General features: G+C 35.0%; 13 protein-coding genes. 5 read left to right on the forward strand and 8 right to left on the reverse strand.

The genetic code is table 11. The annotated features are described in order from the left end of the window. Nucleotides 1-314 precede the first annotated feature (314 nt). On the forward strand, nt 315-476 hold the full coding sequence (locus VK91_RS22860; RefSeq protein WP_004225101.1) for a hypothetical protein: 162 nt from the start codon (nt 315-317) through the stop codon (nt 474-476). A gap of 466 nt (nt 477-942) precedes the next feature. Here the strand turns inward: VK91_RS22860 and VK91_RS10820 are convergent, their stop codons facing one another. Beyond that, the gene (locus VK91_RS10820; protein ID WP_048392558.1) at nt 943-1,404 is read right to left on the reverse strand and encodes a DinB family protein; all 462 of its coding nucleotides are present in this window, start codon (nt 1,402-1,404) and stop codon (nt 943-945) included. A gap of 626 nt (nt 1,405-2,030) precedes the next feature. On the opposite strand from VK91_RS10820, the gene VK91_RS10830 reads away from it, so the two are divergent. Both VK91_RS10830 and VK91_RS10835 read left to right on the forward strand, forming a co-directional pair. Then, nucleotides 2,031-2,540 carry a ClbS/DfsB family four-helix bundle protein gene (locus tag VK91_RS10830; protein WP_048392561.1) on the forward strand — a complete coding sequence of 170 codons (510 nt, stop codon included), beginning with the start codon at nt 2,031-2,033 and terminating at the stop codon, nt 2,538-2,540. A gap of 888 nt (nt 2,541-3,428) precedes the next feature. Then, nucleotides 3,429-7,556 carry a chitobiase/beta-hexosaminidase C-terminal domain-containing protein gene (locus tag VK91_RS10835; protein ID WP_048392563.1) on the forward strand — a complete coding sequence of 1,376 codons (4,128 nt, stop codon included), beginning with the start codon at nt 3,429-3,431 and terminating at the stop codon, nt 7,554-7,556. 58 nt (nt 7,557-7,614) lie between these two features. Here the strand turns inward: VK91_RS10835 and VK91_RS10840 are convergent, their stop codons facing one another. The 6 genes from VK91_RS10840 to VK91_RS10870 form a co-directional block, all read right to left on the reverse strand. After that, nucleotides 7,615-8,994, reverse strand: coding sequence for a flagellin (locus VK91_RS10840; protein ID WP_048392565.1), 1,380 nt, complete (start codon nt 8,992-8,994; stop codon nt 7,615-7,617). Nucleotides 8,995-9,202: 208 nt separating this feature from the next. Beyond that, nucleotides 9,203-9,472 carry a hypothetical protein gene (locus tag VK91_RS10845; protein WP_048392566.1) on the reverse strand — a complete coding sequence of 90 codons (270 nt, stop codon included), beginning with the start codon at nt 9,470-9,472 and terminating at the stop codon, nt 9,203-9,205. 758 nt (nt 9,473-10,230) lie between these two features. Beyond that, nucleotides 10,231-10,620, reverse strand: a complete 390-nt coding sequence (locus VK91_RS10855; protein WP_048392570.1) for a hypothetical protein — start codon at nt 10,618-10,620, stop codon at nt 10,231-10,233. Between the two features lie 286 nt (nt 10,621-10,906). Beyond that, entirely contained in the window at nt 10,907-11,245 is a 339-nt protein-coding gene (locus VK91_RS10860; protein WP_048392571.1) for a hypothetical protein, read from the reverse strand. 860 nt (nt 11,246-12,105) lie between these two features. Further along, a complete protein-coding gene (locus VK91_RS10865; protein WP_048392573.1) occupies nt 12,106-13,338 on the reverse strand; it encodes an MFS transporter in 1,233 nt (410 codons plus the stop codon). Between the two features lie 74 nt (nt 13,339-13,412). Next, the gene (locus VK91_RS10870; RefSeq protein ID WP_048392575.1) at nt 13,413-14,042 is read right to left on the reverse strand and encodes a LysE family translocator; all 630 of its coding nucleotides are present in this window, start codon (nt 14,040-14,042) and stop codon (nt 13,413-13,415) included. Nucleotides 14,043-14,265: 223 nt separating this feature from the next. Here VK91_RS10870 and VK91_RS10875 point away from each other — a divergent pair, with 223 nt between their 5' ends. Both VK91_RS10875 and VK91_RS10880 read left to right on the forward strand, forming a co-directional pair. Continuing rightward, complete coding sequence (locus VK91_RS10875; protein ID WP_048392720.1) at nt 14,266-14,946, forward strand: TraR/DksA C4-type zinc finger protein; 681 nt, start codon at nt 14,266-14,268, stop codon at nt 14,944-14,946. Between the two features lie 257 nt (nt 14,947-15,203). Next, nucleotides 15,204-15,761, forward strand: coding sequence for a hypothetical protein (locus VK91_RS10880; RefSeq protein ID WP_053075696.1), 558 nt, complete (start codon nt 15,204-15,206; stop codon nt 15,759-15,761). A gap of 240 nt (nt 15,762-16,001) precedes the next feature. Here VK91_RS10880 and VK91_RS22460 read toward each other — a convergent pair whose 3' ends face one another. Beyond that, nucleotides 16,002-16,187: a DUF2992 family protein gene (locus VK91_RS22460; protein ID WP_082148143.1), complete on the reverse strand. Its 186-nt coding sequence runs from the start codon at nt 16,185-16,187 to the stop codon at nt 16,002-16,004. Nucleotides 16,188-16,240: the final 53 nt, after the last annotated feature.

Genomic DNA, 16,240 nt, shown 5'->3' on the forward strand with positions numbered 1-16,240 from the left:
ATGAAGATTTCTTAAGATTTTGTAGCATATCTACTTGAGGGAAAATGCTTTTATTTTCCGTAAAAAAGGGAGAAACAGTCTAGGTATTATCAACGAAGTTTGTGAAAATTGCACGTTTAGAGGCAAAAATAAACCTTGCTGTTTCTAATTATCAGCATAATTTTATGGGCAATAAAGTATAGGTAGGCGTTTTTTATAAGACTTCCGTTGTATTGTCTTGTCAGTCCTTGTAATCAAAATTGACATAAACAATTGTCAGAAAATATCAATATACCCTATAATAAATAAAAAAGCTGAGAATAAGAGGTGAACTTATGGGGAAACCAGTAGATTACAATCTATTTCCGGGTTATCAAAACACACTTGACTCCAGACTTGATGAACGTAAGGAAGAATTTATTGAGGAACTAGAAAGAGCAAAAGTTGATGGACATATACTTGAATTTGAGAAAACACCAGAAGAATTGCCCCAATAGTAAGAGCAAAGCATCTTGAAAAAAGATGCTTTTTTCTTTTGTTTGGAGCTTGTTTATATGTATAAATTGGGCTTTTCACTTCAATGAACTCTTTCTTTTTATGCGATAATAATTGAGAAAAATGTCAATAATTAATAGGATGTAGAGTACACTAAATACATTTAAAGTTAACGAAGGCAAAGGGAAAATGACCTCTCTAATCAATATTAACCAAATAGTGGTTGATACTAAAACAATAGCATCCAATAAAATCACCATAGTATGTTTATGGGCTTTAAAAATAAAATTAAATACAATTAATCTTACTAAAATTGGTGTCGTGAAGAAGTAAAATGAATAGATCTGTGTAATTTCTTCTAGGCTCACATGCATCTTCCTTTGGCGTTATTTGAGTTAAATTAGCGGGAGCAAATAAAAATAGGACTATTAACAGTAGTCCTATTTTAAGAGTATAGCATATAAATGTCTATTTTTCCATTTTACGTAAATAGGCGAGCTGTCCAATATGATAGGCATTATGGGTAGCAGCATTAGATATGATGGCCCACCATTGCGCCTTCACAGGGAATCCATTTACGATAGATAAAAGTTGCTCTTCCTCAATTAATTCTTGCCACGTAAGTAGGATATGTAATAACTTTTCTTTTAATTCATAGAAAGTTACTTCCTCTTTAACTAGAAACGTATTCGCATTATTTGTTTGCGAAGGAGCCTTCACTTGATTTTCTCGATACCGTATTTGCCAAATTTCATTCCAGTAGATTAGATGCTGGACAATTTCAGCCATACTATGGCTAGAAGAATCGGGTTTCCAAAAGGCTTCTGCTTCAGATAACCCTTCTACGACTTCAGAAAATGAGATATACCAACTTGGGTCATTTGCATTAGCTAAAAGTTGATCTAACAAAATGGTCTTCGCTTCCATCATTCACGTTCCTTTCTTCAAAGTAATTTATTGAATAGTATAACATTTTAAGTTTTAATATACCGATAAAATAGTAGTTCTGACTAGCTTTGTATGAATGCAACAATAAAAAAGCTGCAGCTTATTAGAGCTACAGCAAATATAGATGCGGATTATAACACTAGTTAAAACAGGCAAATCAGCTTCTATTTTCAGCTTTTTCCGATTCTTCTTTTTTACTTCTGAGTAGTAATGCCATGAATAAGAAACTGGCCACCCAAAAGGCAAAGAATAAATTTTCTAGCAAAGCCCAATGACCATTTTTAATATAATTCCAAATGGTTGTAAATAAAAAAATAATGATGAAGAATGCGATATATAAGCATTTTCCGAATGTAGTCACTTCAAGCACCTCTATTATTAATCATCACACATAAGAAAAGAAGAACGTAATAAAACCCTCTGTTTCACTCGTTATGGGTGATACACTCAAGGTTAGTGTGTGTAAATTTTGGTTACTTATACATCCACCGAAAAAATAGAAGGTAACACTTACCATATAACAACTTTTTTTAAAAAAATTTCAAAATTAGCGTATTCGCGTTATGTTAGACTGAACTTAAGAAATAGGTGGAAGGGACGGAAATAGAGTGAGACAGTATGCCAACAAAGAAGAATTGATTAGTACGATTAACGAAAAGTATAAAAAATATATTGTCGAATTTCATGATATACCAGAAATCTTGAAAAACAAACGGATTAAAGAAGTTGATAAAACGCCGTCTGAAAATCTTTCTTATCAACTTGGTTGGATAAATCTTTTGCTTCACTGGGAGCAAAAAGAACAAAAGGGCGAAGAAGTACATACACCTGCAGAAGGCTATAAATGGAATAATCTAAGTGGATTGTATAACTCTTTTTATAAACAATACGGAGAGTACTCTTTGAAGGAACAACAATCAATGCTTAATGAAGCTGTCAATCATTTATGTGAGTGGTTAAATACCCTTTCAGAAAAGGAATTATTTGAAGTTGATCAAAGACGATGGGCAAAAACACAAGCTAATTGGCCTGTTTGGAAATGGGTTCATATTAACTCAGTTGCTCCATTTACAAATTTCAGAACCAAAATTCGAAAATGGAAGAAGATGAACCTTTAAAAGATTAGATGTTCCTTACTATAACAAACCAAACGAATTGACTTTAGCCTTCCACAAATGGAGGGCTTTTTATTATCCACTATGACAACAAGTGCGATGGGTTATGGTACGTTTTACTGTATCTCGATGCTTCCTATGAAGGAGGTGGAAGGGAATCAGTCAAGCAACAATCTTTCAGCGAGCTGCTATTATGGTGTCATGTCAGTCCTTCTCTACAAAAGTAGTGAAGTTTTTTTATGCCGCCAGAACTGAGCTGGTACATTAGCTCATACGAAAATGTAATTACATAATATAAAACTACTATTCGAATGACTATTGTAAAAGATAAATATGTACTATTTTACATAGAATTTAGAATATTCATATTAAATAACAAAGTATTTATTATTTTTCTGTTAAAATTATTATGTTAAACAATATTTTGGTATTGTTTGATAATTATCGATAATTTTGTTAAGAGGATTTAAAACTTATCTTTACTAAACAGGAATAGGGAGGGATTACGCAAAGTATGAGTAGGTGGGGAAATCCAAGTATTTGAACGCATTAACAGCTTCAGCGGTTGTAGTAACACCGATTACAAGGATGTATAGCGCTCGCCACAATTTTATAAAAAGATTAATAATTTAATGATCGTGCCATGATGGGTATATTTAAACCCGAAAAAAAACTAATCATCTGTATTTTGGAGAAGCTTTAATACGAATTTCTTTAATGCCATCTGGTAGTACAGGTACTATTTCGGGGGATTTAATCATTTATGCGCCGAATGTAACCCTCTCTTTAGATGGGTTAACCATTGTAGGGAACACAGTAATTGAATAATAACTTCCATGTAAAACCTAAGGAAAAGATTATTTTAGACTAAAATCATAAGGAGCTAAGCGAATGAAGAAATATGAATGTAATGTCGTTACCAAAATAGCGTTATCATTTTTACTTGTAATCTCTATGATTTCACCTTACTTCACAGTTGTAAAGGCCGAAACGACAGAAGCAATTGGAGTGGGGGAAGCGGTCAATCAATTTGATCCAACCGCAGTAAAGAGTAATGTTACTGTAGAGGGATATATAGTAGGGTTCGCCAAAAGTGAAACTTCTTATTCTGTGATAGCAGATAGTGACACAAATATTGCGATTGCTGATACACCAGATGAAACAGATGTCACGAAAATGCTGTATATTCAATTACCAAGCTCCTATAGAGCCAATTTTGGATTATTTACTAACCCAAGTAATCTCGGGAAAAAAGTTAGAATAACAGGTTCACTGGAAAAATATTTTGGCAACCATGCAGGGCTAAAATCACCAACTTCAATGGAGTTTGTTGGGGACGATACTACTGAACCAAATCCTCCCGAGACAGCAACAATTGCCGAAGCTCGTGCAGCTGTTGGAACAGACCGCACAGTTCAAATTCAAGGGACGGTTACGACATTACCTGGTAGCTGGGGAGGCAAGGCCTTCTATGTACAGGATGAGACAGCAGGGGTATATGTCTTCTCTAGTTCTGCAGAAGCAGGGAGCTTAGCTGTTGGAGATATTGTCGGCATCACAGGGAAAACTAGTTTATATAGTGGAGAAGTTCAATTTAATTCACCGACAATTGAACGGATTTCTACAGGGACGGCACCTACACCGCAGACAGTAAATTTACCGATTGCGGATGATAGCACACAAGGAAGATTAATCACACTTGAAAATGTGAAGATTAAAGATTTAGCGCCATCTGGTACGTATGGTACATTTGAATTTAAAGCAGTCGATGCAGCAAATAACGAGCTGTTAATTCGCCATGATAACCGTACAGGCTATCAGTTCTCTCAGTTTGAAGCAGATGGTTTTAATAACAATGATGTCATCACAGTGACAGGGATTGCGTCAATTTTTAACGGGACATATCAATTAAAAACGTTAAGCGCGGAAAGCTTCCAATTAGTATCAAACTATGAGCCAACACAAGTAGAGAATATTAAGGCTTTACCAGCAACAGGCGAAGTTTATGCAGGAACGAAAGTAACATTATCTACAAATACCCCAAATGCAACCATCTATTACACAATCGATGGTTCTGAACCGTCAGTAGCTAGTGAGGTTTATGATGCAGCAGCGGGGATTGTTATAAATGAAGCCATGACTATAAAAGCATTTGCTACTGCAACAGGCCTAGACGATAGTGACATTGCATCCTTTGATTATACGGTTAGAGAAGAGCCAACTGTTATATCCATTACGGAAGCTCGTAATAAAGAAATCGGGCAAACTGTTATCGTATCAGGGATCGTGACAGCAAAATTAGAAACGGCTACAGCGCACATTCAAGATGAAGATGGAGCGGCGATAGCCATTTATCGTGTGGATAGTCTTGCCGCAAATGTCGGTGATCGAGTGACGGTGCAAGGACGAGTAGATGAATATAGCGGTCTAAAGCAATTAACGAATATTTCACTTGTTGGTATGCCTGTTCTTTCGACAATACCAGAGCCACATCTTATTAAAAGTAATGAGGTTGCGGAAGACAATGAATCGAAACTAGTTACAATTAAAAATGTTACCATTACTGGGTCGGGTCAAAACTTTACAGGTACTGACGAAGTAGGCCCATTTGCTATTTACGATAAAACAAGAGATTCTGGTTTAGTGAGTGGAAAAACGTATGGGGAAATTACAGGGATTGTTGGTCAATATACAAACCATCAATTGCTCCCTCTTCGCGTTATTGAAGATGTAACAAAGGTGCAGGATATCAAAGCTTCTCACGTCGGGGGCGTAACAGCTGGCACGAAAGTCTCCCTTTCTACAATGACGGAAGGAGCAACGATTTATTACACAGTGGATGGCTCAACCCCAACAACAGCTAGTGCAAAGTATACAGAGGAAATCCTTGTTAATAAACCAATGACGCTTAAAGCGATTGCAGTGAAAGAAGGATTAACGAACAGTGCAATTGCTACATTTGTTTATGAAATTATTGATACTAAAAATGCCAAGATTAGCGATATTCAAGGGGCAAGCCATAAATCACCATATGTCGATTTAACAGTAAATGATGTGGCGGGAATTGTAACATTCGTTTTAAATTCAACTAGCTTTATTATGCAAGAAAACGAGTCGTCATTTGATGGCGTAAAATCAACTGCTATCAAAGTAAATAAGACAGGACATAATGTAGCAGTAGGGGACGTTATTAACGTTTCAGGAAATGTAGTTGAGGCGGGTGGCAACTCTCGATTGACAGATACACAAATTGCAGCAACAAATATTACAAAAACAGGTACAGCAGGAATTCCAGAAGCCCTTGTGATAGGGGAGGATCTGTTGCCACCAAATAAAATTATCGATAATGATAGTTTTGTAATTTTTGACCCACAAGAAGATGGCATCGATTTTTGGGAATCTATCGAGTATATGCTGGTATCATTCCCGGATGCGAGAGTAATAGGACCGATTTATAATAACGATTCTCCAATTGTTGTACCGAGCACAACTAATAATACATTCAATGTGAATGGTGGTTTAAATATAGCGGCCGATGATTATAACCCAGAAAAAATTATGCTTGAAGGGGTAGCTGGTAAAAATTATGATTCAGGTGATCGTTTTAATGATGCACTTATCGGATTTGTAGAGAATTTTACAGATGGCTATCGACTGAACACAAATAAAGTCTTCCCAGAAGTGACAAAAGCGAATCTTCAGCAAGAAGTGACGCATCTTGAACCAGTAGCGGACAAGTTGAATGTCGCTTCCTATAATATCGAAAACTTTTCAAATAATCCTGCCAATACATCAAACGAAAAAGTAGCCAGAATAGCAGCGACCTTTGTAAATAATATGAAATCACCAGATATTATTACATTAGTCGAAGTTCAAGATAATGATGGACAAACTGATTCAGGAAATGCGGATGCATCAGAAAGCTACATGCGATTAATTCATGCAATTAAAGCTGCGGGTGGTCCTGCGTATGATTGGATTGATGTCATGCCAATTAACAATACAGTAGGTGGTGCACCTGGCGGTAATATTCGTGTAGGCTACCTATATAATCCAGAACGTGTTTCATTAGTGTCAGGTATAAAAGGGATGGGTGACCAAACCAATACGTGGACAGCAGATGGAAGCCTTACTTTAAATCCTGGCTTTGTTGATCCATCAAAATTTGTAGATACCCGAAAACCAATTGCAGCCGAATTTGAATTCCAGAAAGAACGTGTAGTGATTATCGGAGCTCACCTAAATTCTAAAGGTGGAGATGGCTCACTTTGGGGACCAACTCAGCCACCAGTGCTAGAATCAGTAAAGAAACGTATTCAGCTTGCTCAAGCCATCAATGATTTTATCGATGAAGGACTTGCCATTAATCCAGATTTAAATATCATTGTAGCAGGGGACATGAATGACTTTGAATTCACACCAGCTCTTCAAACGTTAAAGGGTGATGTTTTAACGAATATGATAGATAAGGCCCCAGAGCAAGATCGTTTTACGTACTTCTTCCAAGGAAACAATCAAGTGTTGGATCATATTTTAGTTTCGAATAAGCTTGCTGACGTTACAGAAATTGACTTGATTCATATAAATGCGAACTTTACAGAAGCACAAGGCCGTGCATCAGATCATGACCCAGTATTAGTTCAAATTGATTTGAAAGCAGACAATGAGGAAATACCAACACCAATAACACCTGAAAATGTATACAATTATGATAACTACAAAACAGGTAAACTGATCATGAATCGCCCAAGCATTTCGCTAACGTTAGGGAAAAATACGAATATTAAAAATGGAATTGCGGTATTTAGTGAATATGCGGAATTCCACGGGGAAGGATTTGCAGATAAAACAGTAACGATTAGTCCCAAAAAAGGAAATGCTATTATTGATTTTAAAGGTACACAAATTGGAAAAATAATTATCGAAGGAAAAAATGTAAAAGAAATACGAAATTTACCTGATGGAGCGACCATTACGTATACTAAAGGGGCTTCGGCAGAGGAAATTGAGTTTAAGTAGTATCTAAAAAACAATCCAGCACTAGTCTATATTGATTTGGTGCTGGGTTGTTTGCTAATTAACCTAATATGTTCAGAATTCCCTGGCTCATTTGATTAATTTGCGCAATCATCGATTGGGATGATTGCAAAAGAACTTGATCTTTTTTCAATTTAGACGTTTCTTTTGCCATGTCCGTATCACGTAAAGTTGACTCAGCTTTCGTTAAATTTTCTTCAGCGTTTTTAACGTTGTTGTAGGCATGTTCAAACATATTTTGATATGCACCTATAGTTGATCTTGCAGATGACACTCTCTTAATTGCATTTTCAATAATAGTAATTGCTGAATTTGCATTCTCTTGAGAATTAACAGATAGAGGATCGATATTTAGTTGCTCTACCGTTACATTAGGTATTGATACTTTAACACTTTGTCCAGCATTACTCCCTACTTGTATATCTAAATGTAAGAACAAATCTTTTTCTTTCCCTGGTTCACCAAAAACATTAAGTTCAAACACTCCACTACCATTACTTGGCCAATTCAAACCATAATTCTCAGGTCTAAAATCGTATATATATAATTTTCCACCATCAGAAGCTAACTGTGAAAAGTGCTTTACAAAATTTGTTGCGCCATTTGGTAGAGTATTCGAATTAGGTGGAGTTGGATCATATACGAATCCTGGCTGACCATAGGCTGTTTCAATTATCTTGTTGACTAAATCAGTCCCGTTTGTAATTGTACTCACATCCACTTCCATTACCGGATTAGAATCATTTAATCTTGATGTATCTGGATTACCATTTACAAATTTAATACTATAGGCTTGATTACAAGTACAACAAGTATAGTTAACTCCTTCTCCATTTAACTTAGCTACATCACTAGCTGAGTTAATATTGCTAAAATCAATAATAGCGCTAGCATAATCAATTGAATTATATGTATATTTATCCGTTATTCCACCACTAGTTGTAACTTGTTGAACATATTGAGCTAAAGAACCAGATGTTATACTATTTCCATTTTTATCTTTCGTTCCAGCAAGCAAAACCATACCATTAAATTCCGTATTAGAGGCAATATCACTTAGTCCTTTTATGATTTGGTCCACCTCTTGTTGAACCTTTTGCCTATCGCCATCTGTTAAAGTATCATTTGAAGCTTGCACTGCAAGTTCTCTAAGTCGCTGTAGATTAGGATCTAACATATTTGCTAAGGCTCCATCAGCTGTGTTAATTAAAGACAATCCATCTTGAATGTTCTCCCCAGCTTGATTCAACCCTCGAATTTGCGCACGCATTTTTTCACTAATAGTTAAACCGGCAGCATCGTCAGCAGCTTGATTGATTTTATAGCCTGAAGAAAGTTTATTTAATGTTTTATTAATTTCCGAATTTGTTTGGTTATATCGATTTTGTGTAAACAAGCCTTGATTGTATTGAATCCGCATTTTCTAGCCCCTTTAAATATCTGTATTAGTAAAATAATACTGCAAAATTCTACTATAGTCCATTAATTTGTGTGTAATTAGTTTTATTGTGTTAGGAAAATAGTCATTAATTATTCTAGGTTGATTTAATCGAATAATATCATTTCAAATGAATTTGGCTGAAGCGAAAATTTTATTGTTAAAATGCACTTCAACTAAATAAACGCAACTAATTACTCAATAACATGGCGTCAATAATAACTGCAATAATGAGTAGAACTACAATACCCCAAACGAATTTTTCAGCTGCGCGTATGTTTTCTTCGTTTGTGACTTTGTTTTGGACTTCCTTTCGTACTCTCTCTGACACTTCTCTCTTTTTTCTCGTTAAAGTATCTTCAAAAATCGTATTACAATATTCACATTTTACAAATACTAAACCATCTCTATATACTTTCTTAAAAGGGTTACTGGCTAAACAATTAGGACAATTATTCATTTGTATTCACCTCAATATATCTATCTACTATTTACCATTTTAGGAAAATTAACATGTTTTGTACATAAAAATAAAAATCGGTAATCGATTTAATAGCAGACTATTTAACCTTCTTTATGGAAGTACCTGTAAAAATAGGACAGATATATTAAACTGTGCAGTAATAGTATCAGTATGCTCTTTATTCAAACTTGAACCTGACAAAGTACAAATATAGGTTTGTCACCTTACTTTTTACACATAAGAATATGAAGTACTAACAAATCCCTCTAATCTCACCATTCCAATTTCCTTAGAGCAAAAACTCGACCAAATCAATACTTTTGTGCAGATGAAAGAATGAATGACTATGGCAAACGAAAAAAAGCATTGCAACGAAGCAATGCTAAGTACGTGGGGTTTTTGACAACCTTACTACATTAAAAACAAAGCCTATAACTCCACAAATAAAGAAAATATAGGCTACTAGTATGGACATAACTTCTAAGTTGTTAGTGAATATCCTGTATCCTCCTAAAGTAAATAAAGCCAAACTGCCAACCGAACTAAGTAATATTTTATTTTTGTCAGTCAACACACACACCTCCAAATAATGGTATGCATATAGGTTAACACAAAATGTGTTTTTAGTTAACCTATTCTATGTTTATTGGTGAGTGTCATAAAAACAAAGAAACTTTACTGAACACTTTGAATAAAATGTTCAGCAAGGAAGAGGATTCTTGCTGAACATTACTATAAATATAATAATTTTTTTATTAATTAATAAAATTTTGAGGAATACATTCACGAACACCAGAATTTCTCAATGAGTTAAATAAAGCTGCACTGATTCTTAAAATAACAAAGTTATCAGTGCCATTCTCTAATTCATAGATCACAAAGTATGAATTATCGACTGTAAAAATACATTTTCGTTCTAATTCAAATCCAGGTGGTACAGGAGGAAGATTGAAACGTGGTACAACTAAAGGTGTATCTCCTTCATCTCTGATAAAATCAAAAGTTTGTTGGTCAATCTCATAGATATTAACTGGATCAATCTCCACACCTTTTTCTGGAATTGTAATTTCATCTTCAACTAATACGAAAAAGCGTTCGTTTCGAAAATTGAAAAGACCTCTTGCCCCAATTTCAAATGATGCCATTTTATATTCACCTCCTATTCTCTAAATATCTTATTCATATCAAATCCAGTTGTTTGGACATTAAGGAGGGGGGAGTGAAAAATAGTTTCTGGTCTGAAGTCATTAGAAGCTAATTATAGGGTAAGATAGATTTACAATTTCGGATATAAATGGGGATTAACTGGACAATTTGAAGTTCATGTCAGAAAGAAAATGTGCTGTAAGGAGTGACAAGCTGGAGGTAAATGAATGAATATGGAAAGCCCTATACACTGGTATAGAGCTTTTATAATCTTAACATTAAATTCTAAAGAATCTGTGTTAATTCTGAGTTCACAAACCGTTGGGCAGCAATAATTACACCTGAAGCTGTTCGTCCATAAACGCTATATATTCCACCATTTTGATTTGGAATAATTTCAACTTCATATTGAGCTCCAACTACACCAGGAGTTACAAAAGTAGAACCATTCGCAATAGCGGCAAAAGGAGTTGTTGATAATAATTGTCTTGACCCATCTAGTCTAAAAACTCTTACTACGCCAGTTAATAATCCTCCCGTAAGGTTAAGAATTTTGACACGAACACTAGCTGCATTAGCTGGTTGATTTCCTGTATTTTCAATTGGGCCAGTAGTTAAACTCATTTATTTCACCTCCAAATAAACAAAATTTGTATAATCTGCAGATTATATTTTCATAGTATGTAGTATTCTGTATACTCTCTAGTCTTATTAATCATTTCTATAAATTAAAGAAAAGTGTGAGTTGGTTTAGTAAGTAATGCGAAGGTTAACCTATTTCTCATGACATAGTACCTTAGTAGAACATCGAATAGTGGAGCTATTGAACAATATGAGGAAAGTAACTAGTGTCACCGGGTTGGTAATGACCCTAAAATGAGAGAGGCAGTGACGGTCAACTAACGCCACAAACGAATAAGTGCGTGCGATACACACAATTATTAATTTGCAATTAAAGATACATAAAAAAAAGCCGTAGCGTTTGCAGACGCTACAGCTCGAATTGGTTGATGCCTTTAAAGACAATCTAGTAAACGTAGTATTTCGTAACTTAGGAGGACGAAACTATGTTAACAGGGCAAACAACAGTTACTAAAGATGGCTGAAACAATCGAGGAGGCAAGGTAGCCAGTAACGAAAGCTGATAACAATAGCTAAATTGGAGTGATTGAATCAACATACCAAAGGCATGTGGTGGCACAACCTTTGTATACAGGAATTACAACGGCGTATATATTCATAAAATTATCGAATTAAGAAAAGGTGCAAAAGTGCATTTCGATAGTGCATGGGGATCGAGAGGTTGAAGTATTTCATAGATTGCTTGATGGGAAAGCAAGTACGACAACAAATGATGAAGTAGCCGAGAGACTACTTCTTATAAGATATTCCTAAAAGTATTTTTAAGCGGAATTATTTTAGTATGAGATCTGGATAAACTATGTGCTTTCAAATAAGGTCATTCAGTCTAGAGCTCTTTATTTTTATGCCATTTCATTGGTTTTTTCAATATCCTCTACTTTGATAAACTTTAAGACAACAAACAGGAGAATAAATCCTAATACACCTGCCGTAATATAGCTGGCATGGAGATAATTTTTCATGACAAGTGACATAATAGGAGGACCTGCTGCAACCCCTATAAATCGTGCCGAGCTGTAAAAAGAGGATACGGTTCCTCTTAACTCTTTTCTAATATTGTCAGTAATAATTGTGTCAAGTGCGGGCAATAGTGCACCAATAGCAATCCCCACTATACTCGTAACGACTAATAAAAGAATCAGTTTTTTACTTGTAAACCCAACAAAGACAATACTGACAGACATTGCAATCAAGGAGGCAATGATTATTTTTTTAATCCTTCCTAGGTTTCCTTTAATTTTTCGACCAGATATAAATGAAGCTATACAAAGTAATAAAAGTGGGATGGCCAAGACAAACCCTTTTTTAATCCCTTTTATATCATGAACTTTTTCGAGATTTTCTGATAAGAAAAATAGCATACTAAATAATATGAGCATCACAAGGACCCCGTTAAGGAATACGGTATATAACCATTTTCCTTCCTCCTTGAAAACTTTTTTTGTATTCCGTAAAAACTCTTTGAGCCTCAATGGTTCATCATCATCTTTAGGAGCTTTAACGAAGAAAAAAATTAGTACAATCGAAATCAAACTAAGCGCTGAAATGGAGAAGAAGGGAAGGAACCATAAAAATGCAGCAAATATTGATCCTAAAATGGGACTTAACACTTTCCCAAACGTGTTAGACGTTTCAATTATCCCTAATGTAGAACTTATTTTTTCGTCATCATCCTGGTAAAGATCACCTACAAGAGGCAATACGATCGGCATTGCACCAGCGGCCCCAATTCCCTGAATAATTCTTCCAGCGATAATCATTGCGTAGGGGTCATCCATTTTCCATGAAGCAAATCCAGCAATCAGACCACCGATTAAAGCTAAAATTAAGCTTGGTAATATGACCATTCTTCTGCCGAAGCGGTCCGATAAATAGCCAGCTACGGGGATCAGAAAAATAGCTGCGACTGAATAGCTTGTTATGATCATGCTCGACTGAAATGATGTGATCCCGACCTTATCCTCCAGTATAGGGAGCACGGGAATAAGCATTGAATTTCCAAGTGTCATGATGAGCGGAATAGAAGTCAAACTTACAATACACCAGACACTTACATTAACCTTCTCTTGGTCCATTACCACACCTCGACTAATATTCTTTTAAAAGGTATGGTTTCCTTTCATGTTCATTTTATGCGCTGTCGGTGAGTTTATTGGAATAACACTTGGTAAGCCTGCATCCCAAAGTAGATCCCGAAACCAATCATTAATAAGGCTGAGATAAAAGAGACCGTTTTCAAAAGCTGTATAGATAATAATTTTCGAGCGACACTGGATAAAAAGGCATAAATAAAATCTACAAAAATAATGCCCATCAAAATGGCGATACTCACCAAAATAATTTCATACCCTGTTGAGATACCAGCCGTTTTTGCGAGTATGGAGCCGTATATTCCCAGCCAGAAAAGGATGGTTAGCGGATTCAAAAAAGACATGAAAAATCCAGTCATGAGGGATTGTCTCAGTCGTGTCCTTTTCCCTGTTTTCGAATCCATCTCAATTTTATGTAGCGACAGTAAATTTTCGATACCGGTGTATAAAAGAACAAAACAGCCGAAGGACCAAAGGATTGTTTTTAACCAGATGGAATTGATAAATTGGCCAATTCCAAAATATACGATAAACATATAGATAATGTCAGTCGCTATGGCACCAAGACTAAAAAACCATGCATGAAAAAAGCCATTTTTTAAACCTGTATTCAATAGGACAGTCTTAACAGGTCCAATTGTTGCAGCCATTGATATGCCTAAAAAGATAAAGGTAAATATAGAATCCATAAAATAGCCTCCAATAATCAAATGTAATTGCATTTTATTCGAAGGCAATAACTTTTAGGACAATCTAAAACATGCGGATTTAATATGTCCTTATCGCACGCTAAACTAATTATATATAGCATATTTATCAAAGAATATAGTTTCGTTTTTGTCTTTAAATTTATCCTTTAAAACAAATAATTCAATCAAATTCGTTCATAATAATGAAAAGGACGTGATGACAATTCTAAACGAGAAGAAGATATCAAAGCTAAAAAATATGTTAATTGAGCAAAAACACTCGCTCCAACGAAGAATGGATACAGATGATGAATATTTAGAACGAGGTAGTTTACGGGATTCTGTTGATGAGCTGTCAACAATCGATAATCATCCAGCAGATCTGGGTACCGAATTATACGAGCGTGAAAAAGATATGGCGTTAAAAGTTCATGACACAGATGAGTTAGCAAAAGTAAATACAGCTTTACAAAAGATTGAGGATGGTACCTATGGCGTATGTGAAGTTTGTCAACAAGATATCCCTTATGATCGATTGGTGGCACTGCCTTATACCTCTTTTTGTATTGAACATACTGCAAAAGACGTTCCAACAGATCGACCGGTTGAAGAGCAAGTGATGCTTCCTCCAGTAGATAATTCTTTTGCAGGCCGAGATGACAAGGATGATATTCATGATTATGAAGATATGTTTCAAGTTGTGGCGAAATATGGAACTTCTGAAACACCTTCCGATTTTGAAGGGGATTTTGAAGATTATGATGAATTATATGAAGATCCTGAAGAAATTGCCGTTAATGACGAATGGGATTCATACCATATCTCTGAAACAGATGAATTAACACGCCAAGTTTCCATTCAGGAAGTAGAACACGCGAGAAAATTTGATTATTTAGAGGATTAAATGTGGGATTTAAAAAGTTGTTATAAATGAATGCTTTAATAAACATACATGGCCAGCCCGTATATTTTAAGAGAAAAGATATTACCCCAGTTAACATGTTTTATTAAGAATAATATGTGAAAAATAAATTATTTCCTTGTTAAAAAGATCACTTAATATAGTGGTCTTTTTATAATTAATCCATAAAGGTTTAGTAAAATTGTCTATTTCATTTGTCCCTTCATTGAATAATGTAATAAAACAAGGAGGATGATAAAATGGGTTTCGACAATTTTAATAGAAGTGAAAAGGAACCAACTAATAAAAGAATTAGCAGAATTCATGATGATTGTGAAGAAAGTTGTAATAACAAAAATATCCCTCAAGGAGTACAGGTACCACAAGAACCTTTAGGTACAGGTCTTCCAGGGTTTGCTTATATTTATGATACCACTGCTCAACCAGGTATCCCGAATAATGGTTCCGTTACTTTCAATACAAATGGTAATATTACTCCTGCAGGGTTTGTAACACATGTACCAGGAACAGCACCTATCATTATAAATCAAACGGGTATTTATCTTATTACCTACGAGGTGTTTGTTACAGGTGGCCCTAATGCATTTGCTCTTTTCAATGGCGACAACCAAATAGCCGGTTCCAATTATGGAGACAATTCTGGTAACTTGGAAAATGGTCAAGTAATAACGACTTTAAATTCATCGGATGTTCTTACTTTGAGAAATATTCATCCAAACCCAACAGCTTTATTAAATTTAGTTATTCCTGACATTCTAGTTATCAGCGCGTCTATTGTCATTTTAAGATTAGCATAAAGCTTTTATTGCGAGTCACATCTAATAGGTGTGGCTTTTTGCATTTATAGATTGGTTTTGAAATTTGAAAGTGAACTGCACCCCATTGTTACATTGTGTCTAACAATTGGGGTGCAGTTCAAAATAGGGTGTTTTTAAGCTTATTCAGAGAAATCATTGTAGACAATTTCGCTGGCGGGGTCAGTAATATAAATAAAAAACTAACAACTAATGTGCCAGTAAATATACCTTTATGTTTATTTATAGACTTTTGAACTTTGATATTCCTAATATACTCTTTACGTTCATCTTCAGTCGTTTGTTGCTAACAGATTTTTCTTTTTTTCTATGTTCAACTTCTGTTTTAAGAGCTTCTTCAGCCTTTGTTGAAATAGTAGGTTTTTTAAGTTCTTTAGCAACTTTTCTTTGACGTCTTTTCGGATTGATTTTTTTACTTTAACTTGTTTGAAATGTAGAGATTTAAATACTGCATAATATAA

The sequence above is a fragment of the Lysinibacillus sp. LK3 genome (assembly GCF_001043675.1).
Taxonomy (GTDB): Bacteria; Bacillota; Bacilli; order Bacillales_A; family Planococcaceae; genus Lysinibacillus; species Lysinibacillus capsici.

Bases quoted from the DNA above. Each gene is read 5' to 3' on its own strand.
- VK91_RS10840 (WP_048392565.1), bottom strand. From the start codon at position 8,994: ATGCGGATTCAATACAATCAAGGCTTGTTTACACAAAATCGATATAAC.
- VK91_RS10845 (WP_048392566.1), bottom strand. From the start codon at position 9,472: ATGAATAATTGTCCTAATTGTTTAGCCAGTAACCCTTTTAAGAAAGTA.
- VK91_RS10870 (WP_048392575.1), bottom strand. From the start codon at position 14,042: ATGGATTCTATATTTACCTTTATCTTTTTAGGCATATCAATGGCTGCA.
- VK91_RS10865 (WP_048392573.1), bottom strand. From the start codon at position 13,338: ATGGACCAAGAGAAGGTTAATGTAAGTGTCTGGTGTATTGTAAGTTTG.
- VK91_RS10835 (WP_048392563.1), top strand. From the start codon at position 3,429: ATGAAGAAATATGAATGTAATGTCGTTACCAAAATAGCGTTATCATTT.
- VK91_RS10820 (WP_048392558.1), bottom strand. From the start codon at position 1,404: ATGATGGAAGCGAAGACCATTTTGTTAGATCAACTTTTAGCTAATGCA.
- VK91_RS10860 (WP_048392571.1), bottom strand. From the start codon at position 11,245: ATGAGTTTAACTACTGGCCCAATTGAAAATACAGGAAATCAACCAGCT.
- VK91_RS22860 (WP_004225101.1), top strand. From the start codon at position 315: ATGGGGAAACCAGTAGATTACAATCTATTTCCGGGTTATCAAAACACA.
- VK91_RS10880 (WP_053075696.1), top strand. From the start codon at position 15,204: ATGGGTTTCGACAATTTTAATAGAAGTGAAAAGGAACCAACTAATAAA.
- VK91_RS10855 (WP_048392570.1), bottom strand. From the start codon at position 10,620: ATGGCATCATTTGAAATTGGGGCAAGAGGTCTTTTCAATTTTCGAAAC.